Annotated in this window: 10 protein-coding genes; 8 read left to right on the plus strand and 2 right to left on the minus strand. The window is 46.4% G+C overall.

Annotated elements, in window-relative coordinates; all coding sequences use genetic code 11:
* Nucleotides 1-36 precede the first annotated feature (36 nt).
* The 6 genes from HGH90_RS21195 (at nt 37) to HGH90_RS31815 (ending at nt 9,827) form a co-directional block, all read left to right on the plus strand.
* The gene (locus HGH90_RS21195; RefSeq protein WP_168766960.1) at nt 37-681 is read left to right on the plus strand and encodes a TetR/AcrR family transcriptional regulator; all 645 of its coding nucleotides are present in this window, start codon (nt 37-39) and stop codon (nt 679-681) included.
* Nucleotides 682-685: 4 nt separating this feature from the next.
* Complete coding sequence (locus tag HGH90_RS21200; protein ID WP_168766961.1) at nt 686-2,044, plus strand: TolC family protein; 1,359 nt, start codon at nt 686-688, stop codon at nt 2,042-2,044.
* Between the two features lie 36 nt (nt 2,045-2,080).
* On the plus strand, nt 2,081-3,202 hold the full coding sequence (locus tag HGH90_RS21205; RefSeq protein ID WP_168766962.1) for an efflux RND transporter periplasmic adaptor subunit: 1,122 nt from the start codon (nt 2,081-2,083) through the stop codon (nt 3,200-3,202).
* A 29-nt stretch (nt 3,203-3,231) separates the two neighbouring features.
* Nucleotides 3,232-6,786: an efflux RND transporter permease subunit gene (locus HGH90_RS21210; protein WP_168766963.1), complete on the plus strand. Its 3,555-nt coding sequence runs from the start codon at nt 3,232-3,234 to the stop codon at nt 6,784-6,786.
* Between the two features lie 389 nt (nt 6,787-7,175).
* Nucleotides 7,176-8,444: a kynureninase gene (kynU, locus tag HGH90_RS21215; RefSeq protein ID WP_168766964.1), complete on the plus strand. Its 1,269-nt coding sequence runs from the start codon at nt 7,176-7,178 to the stop codon at nt 8,442-8,444.
* A 9-nt stretch (nt 8,445-8,453) separates the two neighbouring features.
* Complete coding sequence (locus HGH90_RS31815; protein ID WP_247680027.1) at nt 8,454-9,827, plus strand: 2'-5' RNA ligase family protein; 1,374 nt, start codon at nt 8,454-8,456, stop codon at nt 9,825-9,827.
* Between the two features lie 95 nt (nt 9,828-9,922).
* Here HGH90_RS31815 and HGH90_RS21230 read toward each other — a convergent pair whose 3' ends face one another.
* The gene (locus tag HGH90_RS21230) at nt 9,923-10,669 is read right to left on the minus strand and encodes a head GIN domain-containing protein (protein ID WP_168766965.1); all 747 of its coding nucleotides are present in this window, start codon (nt 10,667-10,669) and stop codon (nt 9,923-9,925) included.
* A gap of 464 nt (nt 10,670-11,133) precedes the next feature.
* On the minus strand, nt 11,134-11,874 hold the full coding sequence (locus tag HGH90_RS21235) for a Bax inhibitor-1/YccA family protein (protein WP_168766966.1): 741 nt from the start codon (nt 11,872-11,874) through the stop codon (nt 11,134-11,136).
* Between the two features lie 284 nt (nt 11,875-12,158).
* On the opposite strand from HGH90_RS21235, the gene HGH90_RS21240 reads away from it, so the two are divergent.
* Both HGH90_RS21240 and HGH90_RS21245 read left to right on the plus strand, forming a co-directional pair.
* On the plus strand, nt 12,159-14,009 hold the full coding sequence (locus tag HGH90_RS21240) for a 2-oxoacid:acceptor oxidoreductase subunit alpha (protein WP_168766967.1): 1,851 nt from the start codon (nt 12,159-12,161) through the stop codon (nt 14,007-14,009).
* Between the two features lie 143 nt (nt 14,010-14,152).
* Nucleotides 14,153-14,740: a DUF6134 family protein gene (locus HGH90_RS21245; protein ID WP_168766968.1), complete on the plus strand. Its 588-nt coding sequence runs from the start codon at nt 14,153-14,155 to the stop codon at nt 14,738-14,740.
* The last annotated feature ends 47 nt before the right edge of the window (nt 14,741-14,787 follow it).

The following is a 14,787-nucleotide window of genomic DNA, read 5'->3' on the forward strand; positions in this document are numbered from 1 at the left end:
GGAAACTTTGGAAGTTTGTAAAGTTTCCATAGTTTTGTGCAGCATAACAAAGGTTATCCTGAAACAAGTATGGAAGTACAGGAACGCATTATGGACACGGCTTTTGGCCTGTTTCGTCAATTTGGTACCCGCTCTATCACCATGGACGATATCGCCGAAAGAATGGGCATCTCCAAAAAAACACTGTATGCTCATTTCACCGATAAAAACGATATGGTTACCCAAACCATTGACAGGTTCATTGTACAAGTGAAAGAGGAGTGTCTTACAGACCGGCAACAGTCTAAAGACGCTATACAGGAACTGTTCCTGGTAATGGACATGCTGGATCGCCGGATACGTAATATGAACCCGGTTATTATCCTCGATCTGCAAAAGTTTCATTCAAAAGCCTATCAACTGTTCCTGGACTACCAGAATAATACACTTTCCACCATGATCCGCGAAAACCTGGAAAGAGGGATCCGTGAAAAGGTGTACCGTCCGGACCTGGACATTAAAATATTAACACAGTACCGGATCCATGCCTGCATGATTTGTTTTCAACCCGAAGTCTTCCCCGCAGGTTATGATATGATGAAAGTGCAGAAAGTATTGTTGGAAAATTTTTTATACGGGGTGGCTTCTTTAGAGGGATACCAGCTTATTGAAAAATATAAACAACTATCGCAAAATAAATAATACTATGCTATCAATCAAAAGGCTCACCAGTATGGCTTTTGTCGGATGGCTGCTGTTTACGGGTACTGCCGCCATTGCCCAGCAGCAGGTAAACCCGGAGCCCATCAGCCTGTCTGCCAAACAAGCGGTAGACTATGCGCTGGCTAACCAGAGCTCCGTCAAAACCGCTAAACTGGACGAACTGATTCAACTGGCCAAAAACAAAGAGGTGGCCGGCCTGGCACTGCCATCCGTTGCAGGAACCGGCTCCTATCAGTACAACCCAATCGTTCAGAAACAATTGTTCAATACCCGGAACTTTGGTGCACCTATCGATTCCTTTACGGCCGTATCATTCCAGCTCAAAAACAACCTGCTTGGAGAGCTCCGGGTAACCCAAACACTCTTCGATCCCAGCGTACTCGTAGCCCTGCAGGCCCGTAAAACACTGGAAATACTGGTGGCGCAAAATGTCACAAAAGCGGAAATAGATGTAAAATCTACCGTATACAAAGCCTATTATAATGTACTCTCTGCCAATAAAGCATTGGCTATTCTGTCTGAAAATATTACCTCCCTGGAAAAAATCCTCGGCGAGACCAAAGAGATTTATAAAAACGGGATGGCGGAAAAACTGGATGTAGACAGGCTGGTAGTACAATACACCAACCTCCAGACGGAACAAACCAAGCTCCGCAACCTGGTTGAACTGGGTACCGCCTCGCTGAAATACCAGATGGGCATGCCGTTGAAACAACCTATAACGCTAACGGATACACTCTCTACAGAAAAGATCGTAGCCGATGTGCTGGATATGGACAAATTCGACTATTCCCAACGAATAGAATACCAGTTGCTCCAAACCCAGAAGAAAGCGAATGAATATGATCTGAAAAGATATAGGATGAAAGCATTGCCATCCCTGCAACTGTTTGGCGCCACCGGTGCGCTCCGTGGCAGCGATAAATTCGACTACTTCCAGAGCCAGGTTTGGTACGGGTATGTGAATACAGGACTGAACCTATCTGTCCCCATCTTCACCGGCCTACAGCGCAAACGCCAGGTAGACCAGGCATGGCTGGCAGTCAAGAAAAGTGAAGTGGCGATTGAAAATACCAAGCTGGGAATCGACCTCGAAAGAGAACAATCTTCCTCTACCTTCCGCAACAACGTACTGACGCTGGAAGCACAGGAAAAGAATATGCAACTGGCACAGGATGTATACCACACCACACAGGTGAAATACAGGGAGGGCGTAGGTTCCAGCCTGGAAATGACCACCGCGGAAAATGATCTGCTCACCGCGCAGAATAACTATTTCACCGCTCTGTTCAACGCCATCGTTGCAAAAATAGACCTGCTGAAATCATACGGCAAACTATAGCTTAATCCATTACAATCACTATTCACTACAACTCATATGACAACAAGATATTCTTTCCTGGTTCCCTTCCTCGCTTTGGTACTGGCTGCCTGTGGTGGTGGCGAGAATAAAGCAGCAAAACTGCAACAGTTGAAACAGGAGAAAGTGAAGTATAATGAAGATATCGACAAGAAGATTGCCGCACTTGAAAAAGAAGTAGGCGTGAAAGATACCGTACTCAAAATGAAAGATGTAACGGTATCAGAAGTGAAAGATACCTTATTCGAACACTATATCGATGTACAGGGTAGCGTAGACGCCCGTGAAAACGTAAACGTTTCTGCCCGGGTACCAGGTGTGATTACCAGCATCCTCGTAAAAGAAGGCCAGCAGGTAGCCAAAGGACAAACACTGGCGCAGGTAGATGACCAGGTACTGAGAGCAAATATGGCCGAACTTCGCACCCAGATGGACCTGGCCAACACCCTTTTCGAAAAGCAAAAGAACCTCTGGGCACAGAAAATAGGTTCTGAAGTACAATACCTGAACGCTAAAAACCAAAAGGAAAGCTTGGAAAGGAAAATGGCCACCCTGCAGGATCAACTGGCGCAAACCCGCATCATTGCTCCTATCAGCGGTACGGTAGACGCAGTGATCGCTAAAGTAGGAGATAACGCTGCCCCGGGTGCACCTGCGTTCCGCGTGGTAAATGCTAACAACCTGAAAGTAACCGCCAACGTGGCGGAAGCCTATGCCGGCTTTTTAAAGACAGGAGATGCCGTTATTATCGCCTTCCCGGATGTTAACCGGGAAATACGGAGCAATATCGGCTTCGCCTCCCGGACCATCGACCCGCTGAGCCGGACCATCAAGATTGAAGTACCACTGAAACCTGATAATGTTCTGCGTCCTAACATGATTGCACACATCCGGATTGTTGACTACACCGCCAAAAATGCGGTGGTAATCCCGGTGAGCGTTATCCAGTATACTGCCGGAAAACCATACGTAATCATAGCGCAGAGCACCAATGGCAAAATGATCGCTCAACGCAAAAGTATCGAAATGGGCCGCACGTACAACGATAAGGCAGAAGTGAAAAGTGGACTGGTCAACGGTGATAAAATTGTGACTACCGGTTTTCAGGGGCTGAATGATAACGACCTGATTAAATTATAAAGCTGGCGATAACGGCTAAAACCAAGTGTATGCAAGATAATCTCCATAAAGAATTTAAGCCTACCAGCTGGGCCATTGATAATAAGGTAAGCGTATACGTTGCCACTATTATCATTGCACTTGCCGGTATTCTTACCTATAATAGCCTGCCAAAGGAACAGTTTCCCGAGGTGGTATTCCCGCAGTTCTATATCAACACCATTAACGCCGGTACTTCTCCGGAAGATATGGAAACGACGGTTACCAAACCTATCGAAAAACAACTCAACGGCATCTCCGGTGTAAAGAAGATCAAGAGTACTTCTATGCAGGACTTTTCTGCGATCACCATCGAGTTCAATGCCAATGAAGATATAGAAGCAGCCCGTCAGCAGGTGCGTGAAAAAGTAGATGATGCCAAGAAAGACCTGCCGCAGAACCTCACACAGGAGCCGCAGATCGTGAAGATCGACGTATCGCAAATTCCTATCATGAACGTGAACCTGTCGGGCGATTTCGATCTGCAAACCCTGAAAAAGTATGCAGATGATATGAAAGACCGTATCGAGGCGCTTAATGAAATTACCCGTGTGGACCTGGTAGGTGAACTGGAACGCGAAATCCAGATCAATGTGGACAAATACAAGATGGATGCGGCCCAGATCAGCTTTGACGACATCATCGGCGCTATACAGGGCGAAAATATTACTATCTCCGGTGGCCTGGTAGCCATGGATGGCCAGAAACGTACGCTCAGTGTAAAAGGCGAATATAAAGACCCGGGCAAGATTGGAAATATTATTGTACGCGGACAATCCGGCGCCACCGTTTACCTGAAAGATGTAGCTACGGTGGTTGATGGCTTCCTGGAACAGGAAAGCTATGCCCGCCTCCGGGGAAAGAATGTAATCACCCTCAACGTTATTAAACAGAGCGGAAAGAACCTGATCGACGCATCTGATAAGATCCAGGCTATCACCAAGGATATGAAGGAAAATTATTTTCCTAAAAACCTGGAAGTGACCATCACGGCTGATCAGTCCAAATCCACACGCGTAACCCTGCACGACCTGATTAATACTATCATTATCGGCTTCCTGCTGGTAACAGTGATCCTCATGTTTTTCATGGGAGCCGTGAATGCGATCTTCGTTGCTTTGTCGGTGCCTATATCCATGTTCATCGCCTTCCTGCTGATGCCGATGTATGGGTTTACGCTCAATATGATGGTGTTGTTCTCTTTCCTGCTGGCATTGGGTATCGTGGTGGATGACGCGATTGTGGTGATAGAAAACGTACACCGTATTTATAATGAGCGAAGGGACCTGGGTATTGTGAGAGCCGCCAAGATAGCGGCGGGAGAGGTGTTCCTACCAGTGTTTTCGGGTACTCTTACAGTACTGGCGCCTTTCTTCCCCCTGCTTTTCTGGCCCGGGGTAATCGGTAAGTTCATGTTCTACCTGCCGGTAACCCTCATCACTACGCTGGGAGCCTCCCTGATTGTGGCTTATATCATTAACCCGGTATTTGCAGTAGATTTCATGGACAGGCATGAAGGCGAAAATCATCCTAAACCCAGGTTCGATAAGAAGTTTGCCATCCTTTCCGGCGTATTTGCCTTTATTGCCCTGATGGGATATGCGAATGGCAGCGTGGGCACGGGCAACTTTGTCATATTCGTGTACCTGATGATTGTACTGGAACGTTTCTGGCTGGGTGGCGTAGCGCGCCGCTTCCAGCACAACTTCTGGCCCAGGGTACAGGAACGTTACAAACGTATTTTGAAGTGGTGTTTATTAGGATGGCGCCCGGTATGGATTGTAATAGCTACTTTCGGATTACTGATTTTCAGTATCATGTTAACGGCTATACGAAATCCAAAGGTAGTGTTCTTCCCGCAGGCCGATCCTAACTTCATTTATACTTATATAGAGTTGCCGAATGGTACCGATCAGAAATACACAGATTCCATTACCAGTATCGTGGAAAGCCGCATTACCAAGGTAGTAGGAGCCAGGAATCCGATCGTTGAATCTATTATTTCCAATGTGGCTAAAGGCGCCGGAGATCCTTCCCAGATGGACCTGAGCGTACAGCCGCAGAAAGGTAAGGTTACGGTGGCCTTCGTGGAATTTAGCGCCAGGAACGGGCAATCTACTGTGCAGTACCTGGATAAGATCCGTGAAGCGGTAAAAGGTATCCCCGGAACCAATATCACGGTAGAACAGGAGCAGGGCGGACCGCCAACTGGTAAGCCGATCAATATCGAAATCAGTGGGGATAACTTCGATGAGCTCACCAGCACCTCGTTCCGGCTTAAACGTTACCTCGACTCCCTGCAGATTGGTGGCGTGGAAGAGCTGAAAAGCGACTTTGAAGCCAATAAACCAGAAATCGTAGTGAACATCGACCGGGAACGGGCTAATGCCCAGGGGATTTCTACCCGCCAGATCGGAGGCGCTTTACGTACGGCCTTGTTCGGGTTCGAAGCATCCAAGATTCGCGATGCGAAAGACGAATACAAGATCATGGTACGATTAAGGGAAGATCAGCGTAATAACATTAACAACCTGATGAACCTGAACCTGGTTTACCGGGATATGAATATGGGAGGCGTCGTTCGCCAGGTACCTTTGTCGGCAGTAGCGGATATCCATTATTCAAATACCTATGCAGGTATCAAACGTATCGACCAGAAAAGGGTGATTACACTGTATTCCAACGTGTTGACCGGCTTTAATGCCAATGAAGTAGTGCAGCATATCGAAACATCGTTGCATGATTTCAGTCACCCGGCTTCTGTATTGATTAAGATGACCGGTGAGCAGGAAGACCAGCAGGAAACCATGAACTTCCTGATGATGGCAATGTTGGGAGCTTTTGGGTTGATTTTAATGATCATGGTAACCCAGTTTAACTCGATTGGCCGCCCGATGGTCATTTTTATGGAAATATTATTCAGTATCATAGGGGTATTCCTTGGGTTTTCCATCTTTAAGATGAGCATTTCAATAGTAATGACCGGGGTAGGTATTATGGCCCTGGCAGGGATTGTGGTACGTAATGGTATCGTGTTGGTAGAGTTTACCGATTTGCTGATCCAGCAGAAGATGCCGGTATATGATGCGGTGGTGGAAGCAGGTAAAACCCGTATGACGCCGGTAATATTGACCGCCATAGCGGCTATATTAGGGCTGATTCCTTTGGCTGTGGGCTTTAATATTGACTTTGCTTCCCTGTTCAGCGAGTTTAATCCGCATATTTTCTTTGGGGGAGATAACGTGGCGTTTTGGGGACCTTTAGCCTGGACCATGGTATTCGGGCTCGTGTTTGCCACATTCCTGACCCTGATACTGGTACCGGTGATGTATGCCATGAACAAAAGGTCTATCGATGTACTGGATCGGTACAATCTGCCCCGGTGGCTCAAATATGTGCCTTTCCTGGTGCTCGTGATAAAGATATTTATGAAGCGCGATGAAGTGAGGAAGATGCATGATCCTAAGTATCTGTCGCCCAAGCCCTATCATTTCTTCCCCGAGCCTGAAGCTACCGTAGAGGAAGTACGGGGTAAGAAAAAGGTAGATGGCATTTCCGTGAATTAAGTTTTTTTTCAATACAGTGTAACAGTTGTAGGTTAACAGTCTCCGTCCCGATTCTTCGGGACGGATTTTTTTTGTATATTCGGGCTGGATTTAGATTTTTCCTTTCATTAACAAATTTTAACATTTGGAATGAGTGGCATTTGAATAGCCTTTATTACTTTTGACCCACAGACAATTGACACGTTACTAGCCATATACAGCCTTAGCCTTATATGCCATATGATAATTAAGCAATAAAATATTAAAAGACAGTCTGTTTTAAATAGTTGGTTAGGCCATTTAGCCTGTAATGAGAGATAGATATATTACAATAATAGTATAGGGGATAAACTTGACAAACCAAAGAACCGCCATTAAGAGAGAATACTAAGGCGTAAGATTGGAAGACCATGGAGTACGTAGCGACGTTGGCTTTTGCCAGAGAAAGGGACCAACAGGATCCTCTACATAAATTCAGAGATCAATTTTATTTTCCACAGCGTAACGGGAAGGATGCGATTTATTTATGTGGTAACTCGCTCGGATTACAGCCAAAGAACGTGAAAGCGGCTATAGAACAGGAACTGGCGGATTGGCAGCAATGTGCGGTGGAAGGTTATTGGAAAGCTAAAAATCCTTGGTTATATTATCAGCAATACTGCAGTAAACCGTTGATGGGCTTATTAGGAGCTAGCCAGCAGGAGTTGACAGTAATGAATACGCTGACGGTGAACCTGCATTTAATGATGCTAAGTTTTTACCGGCCAAACAAACAGCGGTTTAAAGTGTTAATGGAAGCAGGAGCATTTCCAAGCGACCAATACGCAGTTGAAACGCAGGTAAAGCTCTTTGGATTTGATCCGAAAACTGCAGTGATAGAAGTTTCTCCCCGACCAGGAGAACGTTTGATAAGATTAGAAGATATTTTGGAGATTATTAACCGGGAAAGTGATAGCTTAGCGCTGGTTTTATTTGGAGGTATAAATTACTATACCGGACAGTTTTTTGATATCCCCGCTATAACAGTTGCTGCTCACAAGGCAGGTGCTTACGCAGGTTTCGACCTGGCACATGTAGCTGGAAATATACCGGTAGAATTGCACAATTGGGACGTAGATTTTGCCGTTTGGTGCTCTTATAAGTACCTGAATGGCGGTCCTGGCGCAGTAGGAGGCGCATTTGTGCATGAGAAACACGCCAGCAACCGTGATTTTCTTAGATTAGGAGGCTGGTGGGGCAATGAAGAGAGTGCACGTTTTAAAATGGAAAAGGGGTTTGTGCCTAAAAAAGAAGCTGAAGGATGGCAACAAAGCACCGCTCAGGTGTTTAATATGGTAAGCCTGAAAGCATCCCTGGAATTATTTGAAGCGGCCGGTATCGGCGCTTTACGTAGCAAAAGCATAGGAATGACTGGTTATCTTGCGTTCCTGTTGCAACAGTTAAAAGGCATAAACTTCCAGATTATAACACCGGAAAATTGTAATGAACGCGGCGCTCAACTATCTTTGCTGTTTATCAACAGCGGTAAAGAAATACATCAACGGATGACCGATGCCGGTATAATCGTTGACTGGCGAGAGCCTGGAGTTATCAGGGTATCACCGGCACCCCTGTATAATTCCTATCAGGACGTATTTCATTTTTATGAAATCATAGCAAATATTGCTTCAAACGCTTAATTAAGTAAGATGAATTTTGAGAGAAACGAACGCCCCCGCAGGCCTTATTCTCCTGATACCAACAAAGAGAATGATCCCAATAAGGAGAAAGGCGATGACAAACCCAACTTAAACAACGAGCGGGAAGGCGGCAAACCCGACTACAACAGTGGCAGCTCTGAAGGGCGCCCTGGTTACAATCGTGAAGGCGGATATCGTCCGCGTACAGATTACAATCGTGATGGCGGCTATAACCGTGATGGTGGCTACAACCGTGAAGGCGGCGGGTATGACCGCGGCGGTGGTGGTTACGATCGTGGTGGTGGCTACAACCGTGGCGGCGGATATGATCGCAGCGGCGGTGGATATGACCGTGGTGGCGGTTACGATCGCGGTGGCGGCGGCTACAACCGTGAAGGCGGTGGCGGCGGTTACGATCGCGGTGGTGGTGGTGGCTACAACCGTGAAGGCGGTGGTGGCGGTTACGATCGCGGTGGCGGCGGCTACAACCGTGAAGGCGGCGGCGGTTACGATCGCGGCGGCGGTGGCTACAACCGTGAAGGTGGCGGCGGCGGCTATGATCGCGGCGGCGGCGGTGGATACAATCGCGGCGGTGGCGGCGGCGGCTATGATCGCGGTGGCGGCGGTGGATACAACCGTGGCGGCGGCGGTGGTGGCTATGATCGCGGCGGTGGCGGCGGTGGTTACAACCGTGGCGGCGGTGGCGGTGGCTACAATCGCGGTGGCGGTGGTGGCGGTGGCTACAATCGCGGTGGCGGTGGTGGTTACAATCGCGGCGGCGGAAGCCCAAGACAGGGCGGAAGACCTCAACGCTTCGAACCTAAACCAGATAATAAAATTTACTTTATCGCCCTCCTGCCAACTGCAGAAGTAGGTAAAGAAATTATAAAGATCAAACAGGAATTTGCAGAACAATACGGTCCTATGTACGCACTGAAAGTGTTACCGCATATTACCCTGCAGGTACCTTTCACGGCTGATCCGGCATTGGAAAAAGCTTTCTGCGACGAACTGACAGAGTTTGCCAAAACACAGGCTCCTTTTGAAGTGTCTCTGAAAGGCTTCGGTACTTTCCCGAACAAACAAAACCGTGTACTCTTCATCAACGTGGAAAAGAGTGAAACCATGTCGGCCATGCACCGTCAATTAATCAACTTCCTGCGTAAGGAATTTGGCTTTAGTACCATGCTGGCACGTACAGGATTTACGCCACACGTTACCGTGGCCTTTAAAGACCTGGAAGATGAACAGTTTAATAAAGCATGGCCCGAATATGAAAACAAGGAATACGAGGCTACCTTTAAGGTAAATAACCTCTACTTCCTCCGTCACAACGGAAAATCATGGGAAGTGCTGCAGAAATGCAAATTAGGTGGCGCCTGATAAAGGATCCATCCTCAAATAACAAAGGCCTCCGCAGATGCGGGGGCCTTTTTCGTTATAAACACAGACAGTATAACTATGTAGGCTATACGAAATTATTGCTTGATAATTTTTCCGGAACCTTTTACATCGGCTATCAACCTGGCTTCCCCAGTGTAGAAAATATTCCCGCTTCCATAAATCCTCGCTTCCAGGTTTTTATGCACATACACGGCATGATCGCCAGAACCCCGGATAGTAATAATCGCATTCTGCGCCTCCAGGTCCATCGCTGCTATCTTTCCGCTCCCATTGATCTCACTGCTTAAAGTAGTCGCCAACCCCTTCAACCCAATATTCCCCGACCCATTAACAGTGGTGTTCAGATCCCCTGTATTCAGCAACAACGAAGCATCTCCACTGCCGTTCAGCTCGTACTTGAAAAGCGAAGTATGTATGGTATCCTTATTATCTAAAGAACCACTGCCATCAAATTTCACCCGCTGAAAAATGGAATTGTGCACGTATATCTTTATGGGCAAATGACGGCGCAGGTTTACCCGGTTACGCAAACGCACAAACAAACTGTTGTTGCGGATGCCCGTTTCTATCACGCCAATAATATTGTCTTCTGCTCGAATCTCTACGGCGCCATTGCCTTCCTGTATTAGCCGCACTTCAAAAGGCCCCGATACCTCCAAATCTGTAAAGGCACCCACACTGCGGGTTTCCTTCACTACATTGCCAGATCCGGAAATATTGTCCTTGTTGCAGCTGGACAGTATAATACTGAAGATCACTATCATTAACAGTAGCCATCCGATACTTAAGCTGGTATATGTGATAATAAACTGCTTCTTCATAATTGCTGTTTTAAGGGGCGATTTAAAAAATGACGTATACCAACACCAATACCCCTATGGCGCAGTTAAATTTCCCCGAACAGCTAAATAAGAAAGGAGAGAAATGAGCAGAGGTGATGATCGTCCATATAAAAGAAATAAGCCGGCCGTACAGACGTACGGAACCGGCTTTTTGATTAACCCCTATGAAAACAAACTATTGCTCTTGTTGAATATCGTTCTCAGTTAATTTACACTGGTAGTAACAGTTGTAGGCTTATTCAAAGTCTTTGCTTCCTGCTCCTCAAGATGTAAAGTACCTGATGTTATGGATCGATTTTGCAATTACGGTGCCATAATATTTCAAGCTCCTGCATTTAACATATCTTTTGGAAGATATTAACAAAATAACGTGATCGATTATCCGCAAATAAAAAAGCCGTCACACGGATGGTGACGGCTTTTGAGCTTATCGAAAAAGGTGATTATCTTCTGTTCAACTTACTCAGCAGGCGCAGTATTTCCAGGTATAACCAAACCAGGGTTACCATTAACCCGAAAGATGCATACCATTCGAAATATTTAGGTGCACCTTGTGCTGCTCCCTGTTCAATCATATCAAAGTCGAGAATCAGGTTCAGCGCTGCGATACCCACGACAACGAGTGAAAACAGGATGCCGAAAGTACCACTGCTGTGGATTAACGGCATTTCTATATGGAATAAACGCAATACCAGCGCTATCAGATAGAAAACAGCAATACCCAGGGTAGCTGTCATTACAATAGCTTTAAAACGTTCGGTAGCGCGGATCACGCCTGTGCGGTATAGTACCAGCATAGCGATAAAAGTACCGAAGGTAAGTCCAACCGCCTGCAACACAATACCATGCCACTGTGCTTCAAAAATTGCGGAAATAGCACCCAGGAATAATCCTTCTGCCAATGCATAGGCGGGAGCCAGGTAGCCAGCCCATTCTTTTTTGAAAATAATCACCATAGCCAGTACGAACCCACCAATAGCGCCACCTATAGCCAGCGGCATCACGGAGCTGCCGTTTCTGAAAAATTGACCCCAGGAAAAAACTGCCGCTGCCATCAGCAAAAGCAACATGAAAGACATTTTGTTAACAGTACCACGGATAGTCATGGTTTCTCCCGCCAAATGAGGAGCTTTGTCAAATACACTTTGTTTCAGTACAGGGTTATTCGATTGAAATAGTGCCATAAAGTATAGTTTAAATTTATGGGTTAAAAATACGATTTGATTTAATACCAGGGCCCTTATATCCCCCAAATCCGGCCAAAATTAGCATTTTTATAACCAATAACTTCATGTTATCACCCATAACAATAAGTAATGAGCAGGCCAGCTTTAAGTCATAATAGTCTACTAAAGTTGTGTACTTTTGTAATCGGATCGGGAATAATATTGCCTCATAGCGCAATAACACCGGCCGATTACCTAAATTTACATCTTTAAATAAAGAATACCTTTAAAAGAATAAATAGATGCCTAATACTTCGATTCAACAGCTGGAGGATGTAGTGATAAAATTTGCGGGCGACAGTGGAGATGGGATGCAGTTAACAGGTACCCAGTTTTCAAATAATACCGCTTTATTTGGTAATGACCTCAGCACATTCCCGGATTTTCCGGCCGAAATACGTGCCCCAATAGGAACCTTGCCAGGTGTGAGTGGTTTCCAGCTACATTTTTCATCTAACAGGATATTCACCCCGGGAGACGCCTGCGATGTGCTCGTAGCGATGAATGCGGCTGCGCTGAAAGCTAACCTCAAGGGACTTAAAAAAGGAGGCATCATCCTGGCCAACACCGATGGCTTTGATGCAAAAAACCTCCGTCTTGCCAATTATCCGGAAGGAGTAAATCCGCTGGAAGATGGTTCACTGGCAGCTTACCAGCTGCACACCATGGACGTTACCAAAATGACCAGGGAAGCCCTGAAAGACTCTTCCCTTGGGATGAAAGAGAAAGACCGCGCCAAAAATATGTTTGTACTGGGCTTTCTCTACTGGCTGTACGACCGTAACATGGAAAATACCGAAGCCTTCCTCAAAGAGAAATTCGGTAAAAAACCAGAAATCCTGGAAAGTAACCTGAAAGTTCTGCACGCCGGCTACAACTTTGCCGACACTGTAGAAGCCTTTACCACCCGCTATCGCGTGGAAAAAGCCCGCATGGAACCAGGTACCTACCGCAGTATTACAGGGAATACGGCGCTGGCCTACGGCCTCGTGGCCGCTTCACAAAAAGCCGACTTGCCGCTGTTCCTGGGTACTTACCCCATTACACCGGCTTCCGATATCCTGCACGAATTGAGCCGCTTCAAGAATTTTGGTATCCGTACCTTCCAGGCGGAAGATGAGATAGCCGGAATTACTTCCGCTATTGGCGCTTCCTATGGCGGACATATGGGAGTAACCACTACTTCCGGTCCGGGCATGGCACTGAAAGGTGAAGCCATGGGCCTGGCGGTGATGCTCGAAATTCCGCTTTTAATTGTTGACATTCAACGCGGAGGACCTTCTACCGGCTTACCTACCAAAACAGAGCAATCTGACCTTTTACAGGCTTATTATGGCCGTAACGGCGAATGTCCGATGCCCGTGATCTCGGCATCTACGCCGGCAGATTGCTTCGACGCTGTTTTTGAAGCATTCCGTATTGCCGTACAGCACATGACACCGGTTATTTTCCTTAGCGATGGATATATTGCCAACGGTTCTGAACCCTGGCGCTTTCCCCAAGCAGCCGATCTGCCAAAGATTGCAGTGAAGTTCAAAAGAGAACTGGCAGAAGGAGAGGAGCAGTTCCTGCCTTACCACCGCGACGAGAACCTGGTACGCCCCTGGGCCGTGCCCGGTACTCCCGGCCTGGAACACCGCATCGGAGGGCTTGAAAAGCAAAATATCACCGGTAATGTAAGCTACGATCCGGAAAACCATCAGCTGATGGTGAAAATCCGCCAGGAGAAAGTAGATAAAATAGCAGAACATATTCCACTGCAGAAGATAGAGCTGGGGCCCCAAAAAGGTAAGGTACTCGTACTGGGCTGGGGATCAACCTATGGCGCCATCAAGAGTGCTGTATTGGACCTGCTGGCCGAAGGACACGAAGTGGCACATGCACATATCCGCCATATCCGTCCCTTCCCCAAAAACCTGGGCGAAATCCTGCACAGCTACGATAAAGTACTGATCCCGGAAATCAATAATGGTCAATTAATCAAAATTATCCGCGACCAGTTCCTGATCGATGCACATGGTTATAATAAAATCATGGGCGTCCCCATCACCAAGGGCGAGCTGGTTACCAAGATCAAAGAAATGCTGGCCTAGTCTGCCAGCCATCAGATATTATTTATAGCACACAATAAAAAATCCTGTCCATCGTGACAGGATTTTTTGTATTTTCCTATATGGGGAGAGGATTTACAGCTGCAGCGCTCCATAAAAAATATTTTTTGATCAAGCTAGGTATTATGAATAGCCTTTTTCGTGTAGTGTTTACCGTTATAACATCAGCTGTATTGCATGCGGAGGTATATGCACAAACCAATACTTTCGAAGTACGCGTAGCTAACCATCCGGTTGGCACCATAGAAGCCAACAGGAAAGTAAACGGGCAAACAAAAAGCATCGTTATAAAAACACGTATACAGGTGATGTTATCTAAGGTAAACAGCGACATCATAAATGAATACAGCAATAACGTGCTCAATACGGCCAAATCTTCCCGGATCACTAAAAACGGGGAAGATAAGCAAACACTTACCCGTCGTAACGGGAAAGAATATACAATTATAGTCAATGGTGAAAAGTCGACGCTGGATAATGCCGAAATAGAAGCCTGTGTGGCGGATCTCTATTTTGCAGAACCCAAGCAGCTGAGCCGGGTATTCTCTGAAACCTTAGGGCTATTCCTGCCGGTAAAGTCAATAGGCGGAGGCATGTATGAACTGATTTTACCAGAAGGAAGAAAGAATGTATATAAATATGAAAACGGTACCCTGGTACTGGTAGAGGTAAATCATTCCTTCGGTAAAGCCATATTCGTAAAAGTAAGTTAAATACAAAGCATTTCTATAAAGCAAAAGGGCTGTATGATCACATAGCC

This window comes from Chitinophaga sp. Ak27 (genome assembly GCF_012726295.1).
Classification (GTDB): Bacteria; Bacteroidota; Bacteroidia; order Chitinophagales; family Chitinophagaceae; genus Chitinophaga.

Coding starts and splice junctions, on each gene's coding strand:
- HGH90_RS21200 (WP_168766961.1), top strand. CDS start 686: ATGCTATCAATCAAAAGGCTCACCAGTATGGCTTTTGTCGGATGGCTG.
- HGH90_RS21205 (WP_168766962.1), top strand. CDS start 2,081: ATGACAACAAGATATTCTTTCCTGGTTCCCTTCCTCGCTTTGGTACTG.
- HGH90_RS21210 (WP_168766963.1), top strand. CDS start 3,232: ATGCAAGATAATCTCCATAAAGAATTTAAGCCTACCAGCTGGGCCATT.
- kynU (WP_168766964.1), top strand. CDS start 7,176: ATGGAGTACGTAGCGACGTTGGCTTTTGCCAGAGAAAGGGACCAACAG.
- HGH90_RS31815 (WP_247680027.1), top strand. CDS start 8,454: ATGAATTTTGAGAGAAACGAACGCCCCCGCAGGCCTTATTCTCCTGAT.
- HGH90_RS21230 (WP_168766965.1), bottom strand. CDS start 10,669: ATGAAGAAGCAGTTTATTATCACATATACCAGCTTAAGTATCGGATGG.
- HGH90_RS21235 (WP_168766966.1), bottom strand. CDS start 11,874: ATGGCACTATTTCAATCGAATAACCCTGTACTGAAACAAAGTGTATTT.
- HGH90_RS21240 (WP_168766967.1), top strand. CDS start 12,159: ATGCCTAATACTTCGATTCAACAGCTGGAGGATGTAGTGATAAAATTT.
- HGH90_RS21245 (WP_168766968.1), top strand. CDS start 14,153: ATGAATAGCCTTTTTCGTGTAGTGTTTACCGTTATAACATCAGCTGTA.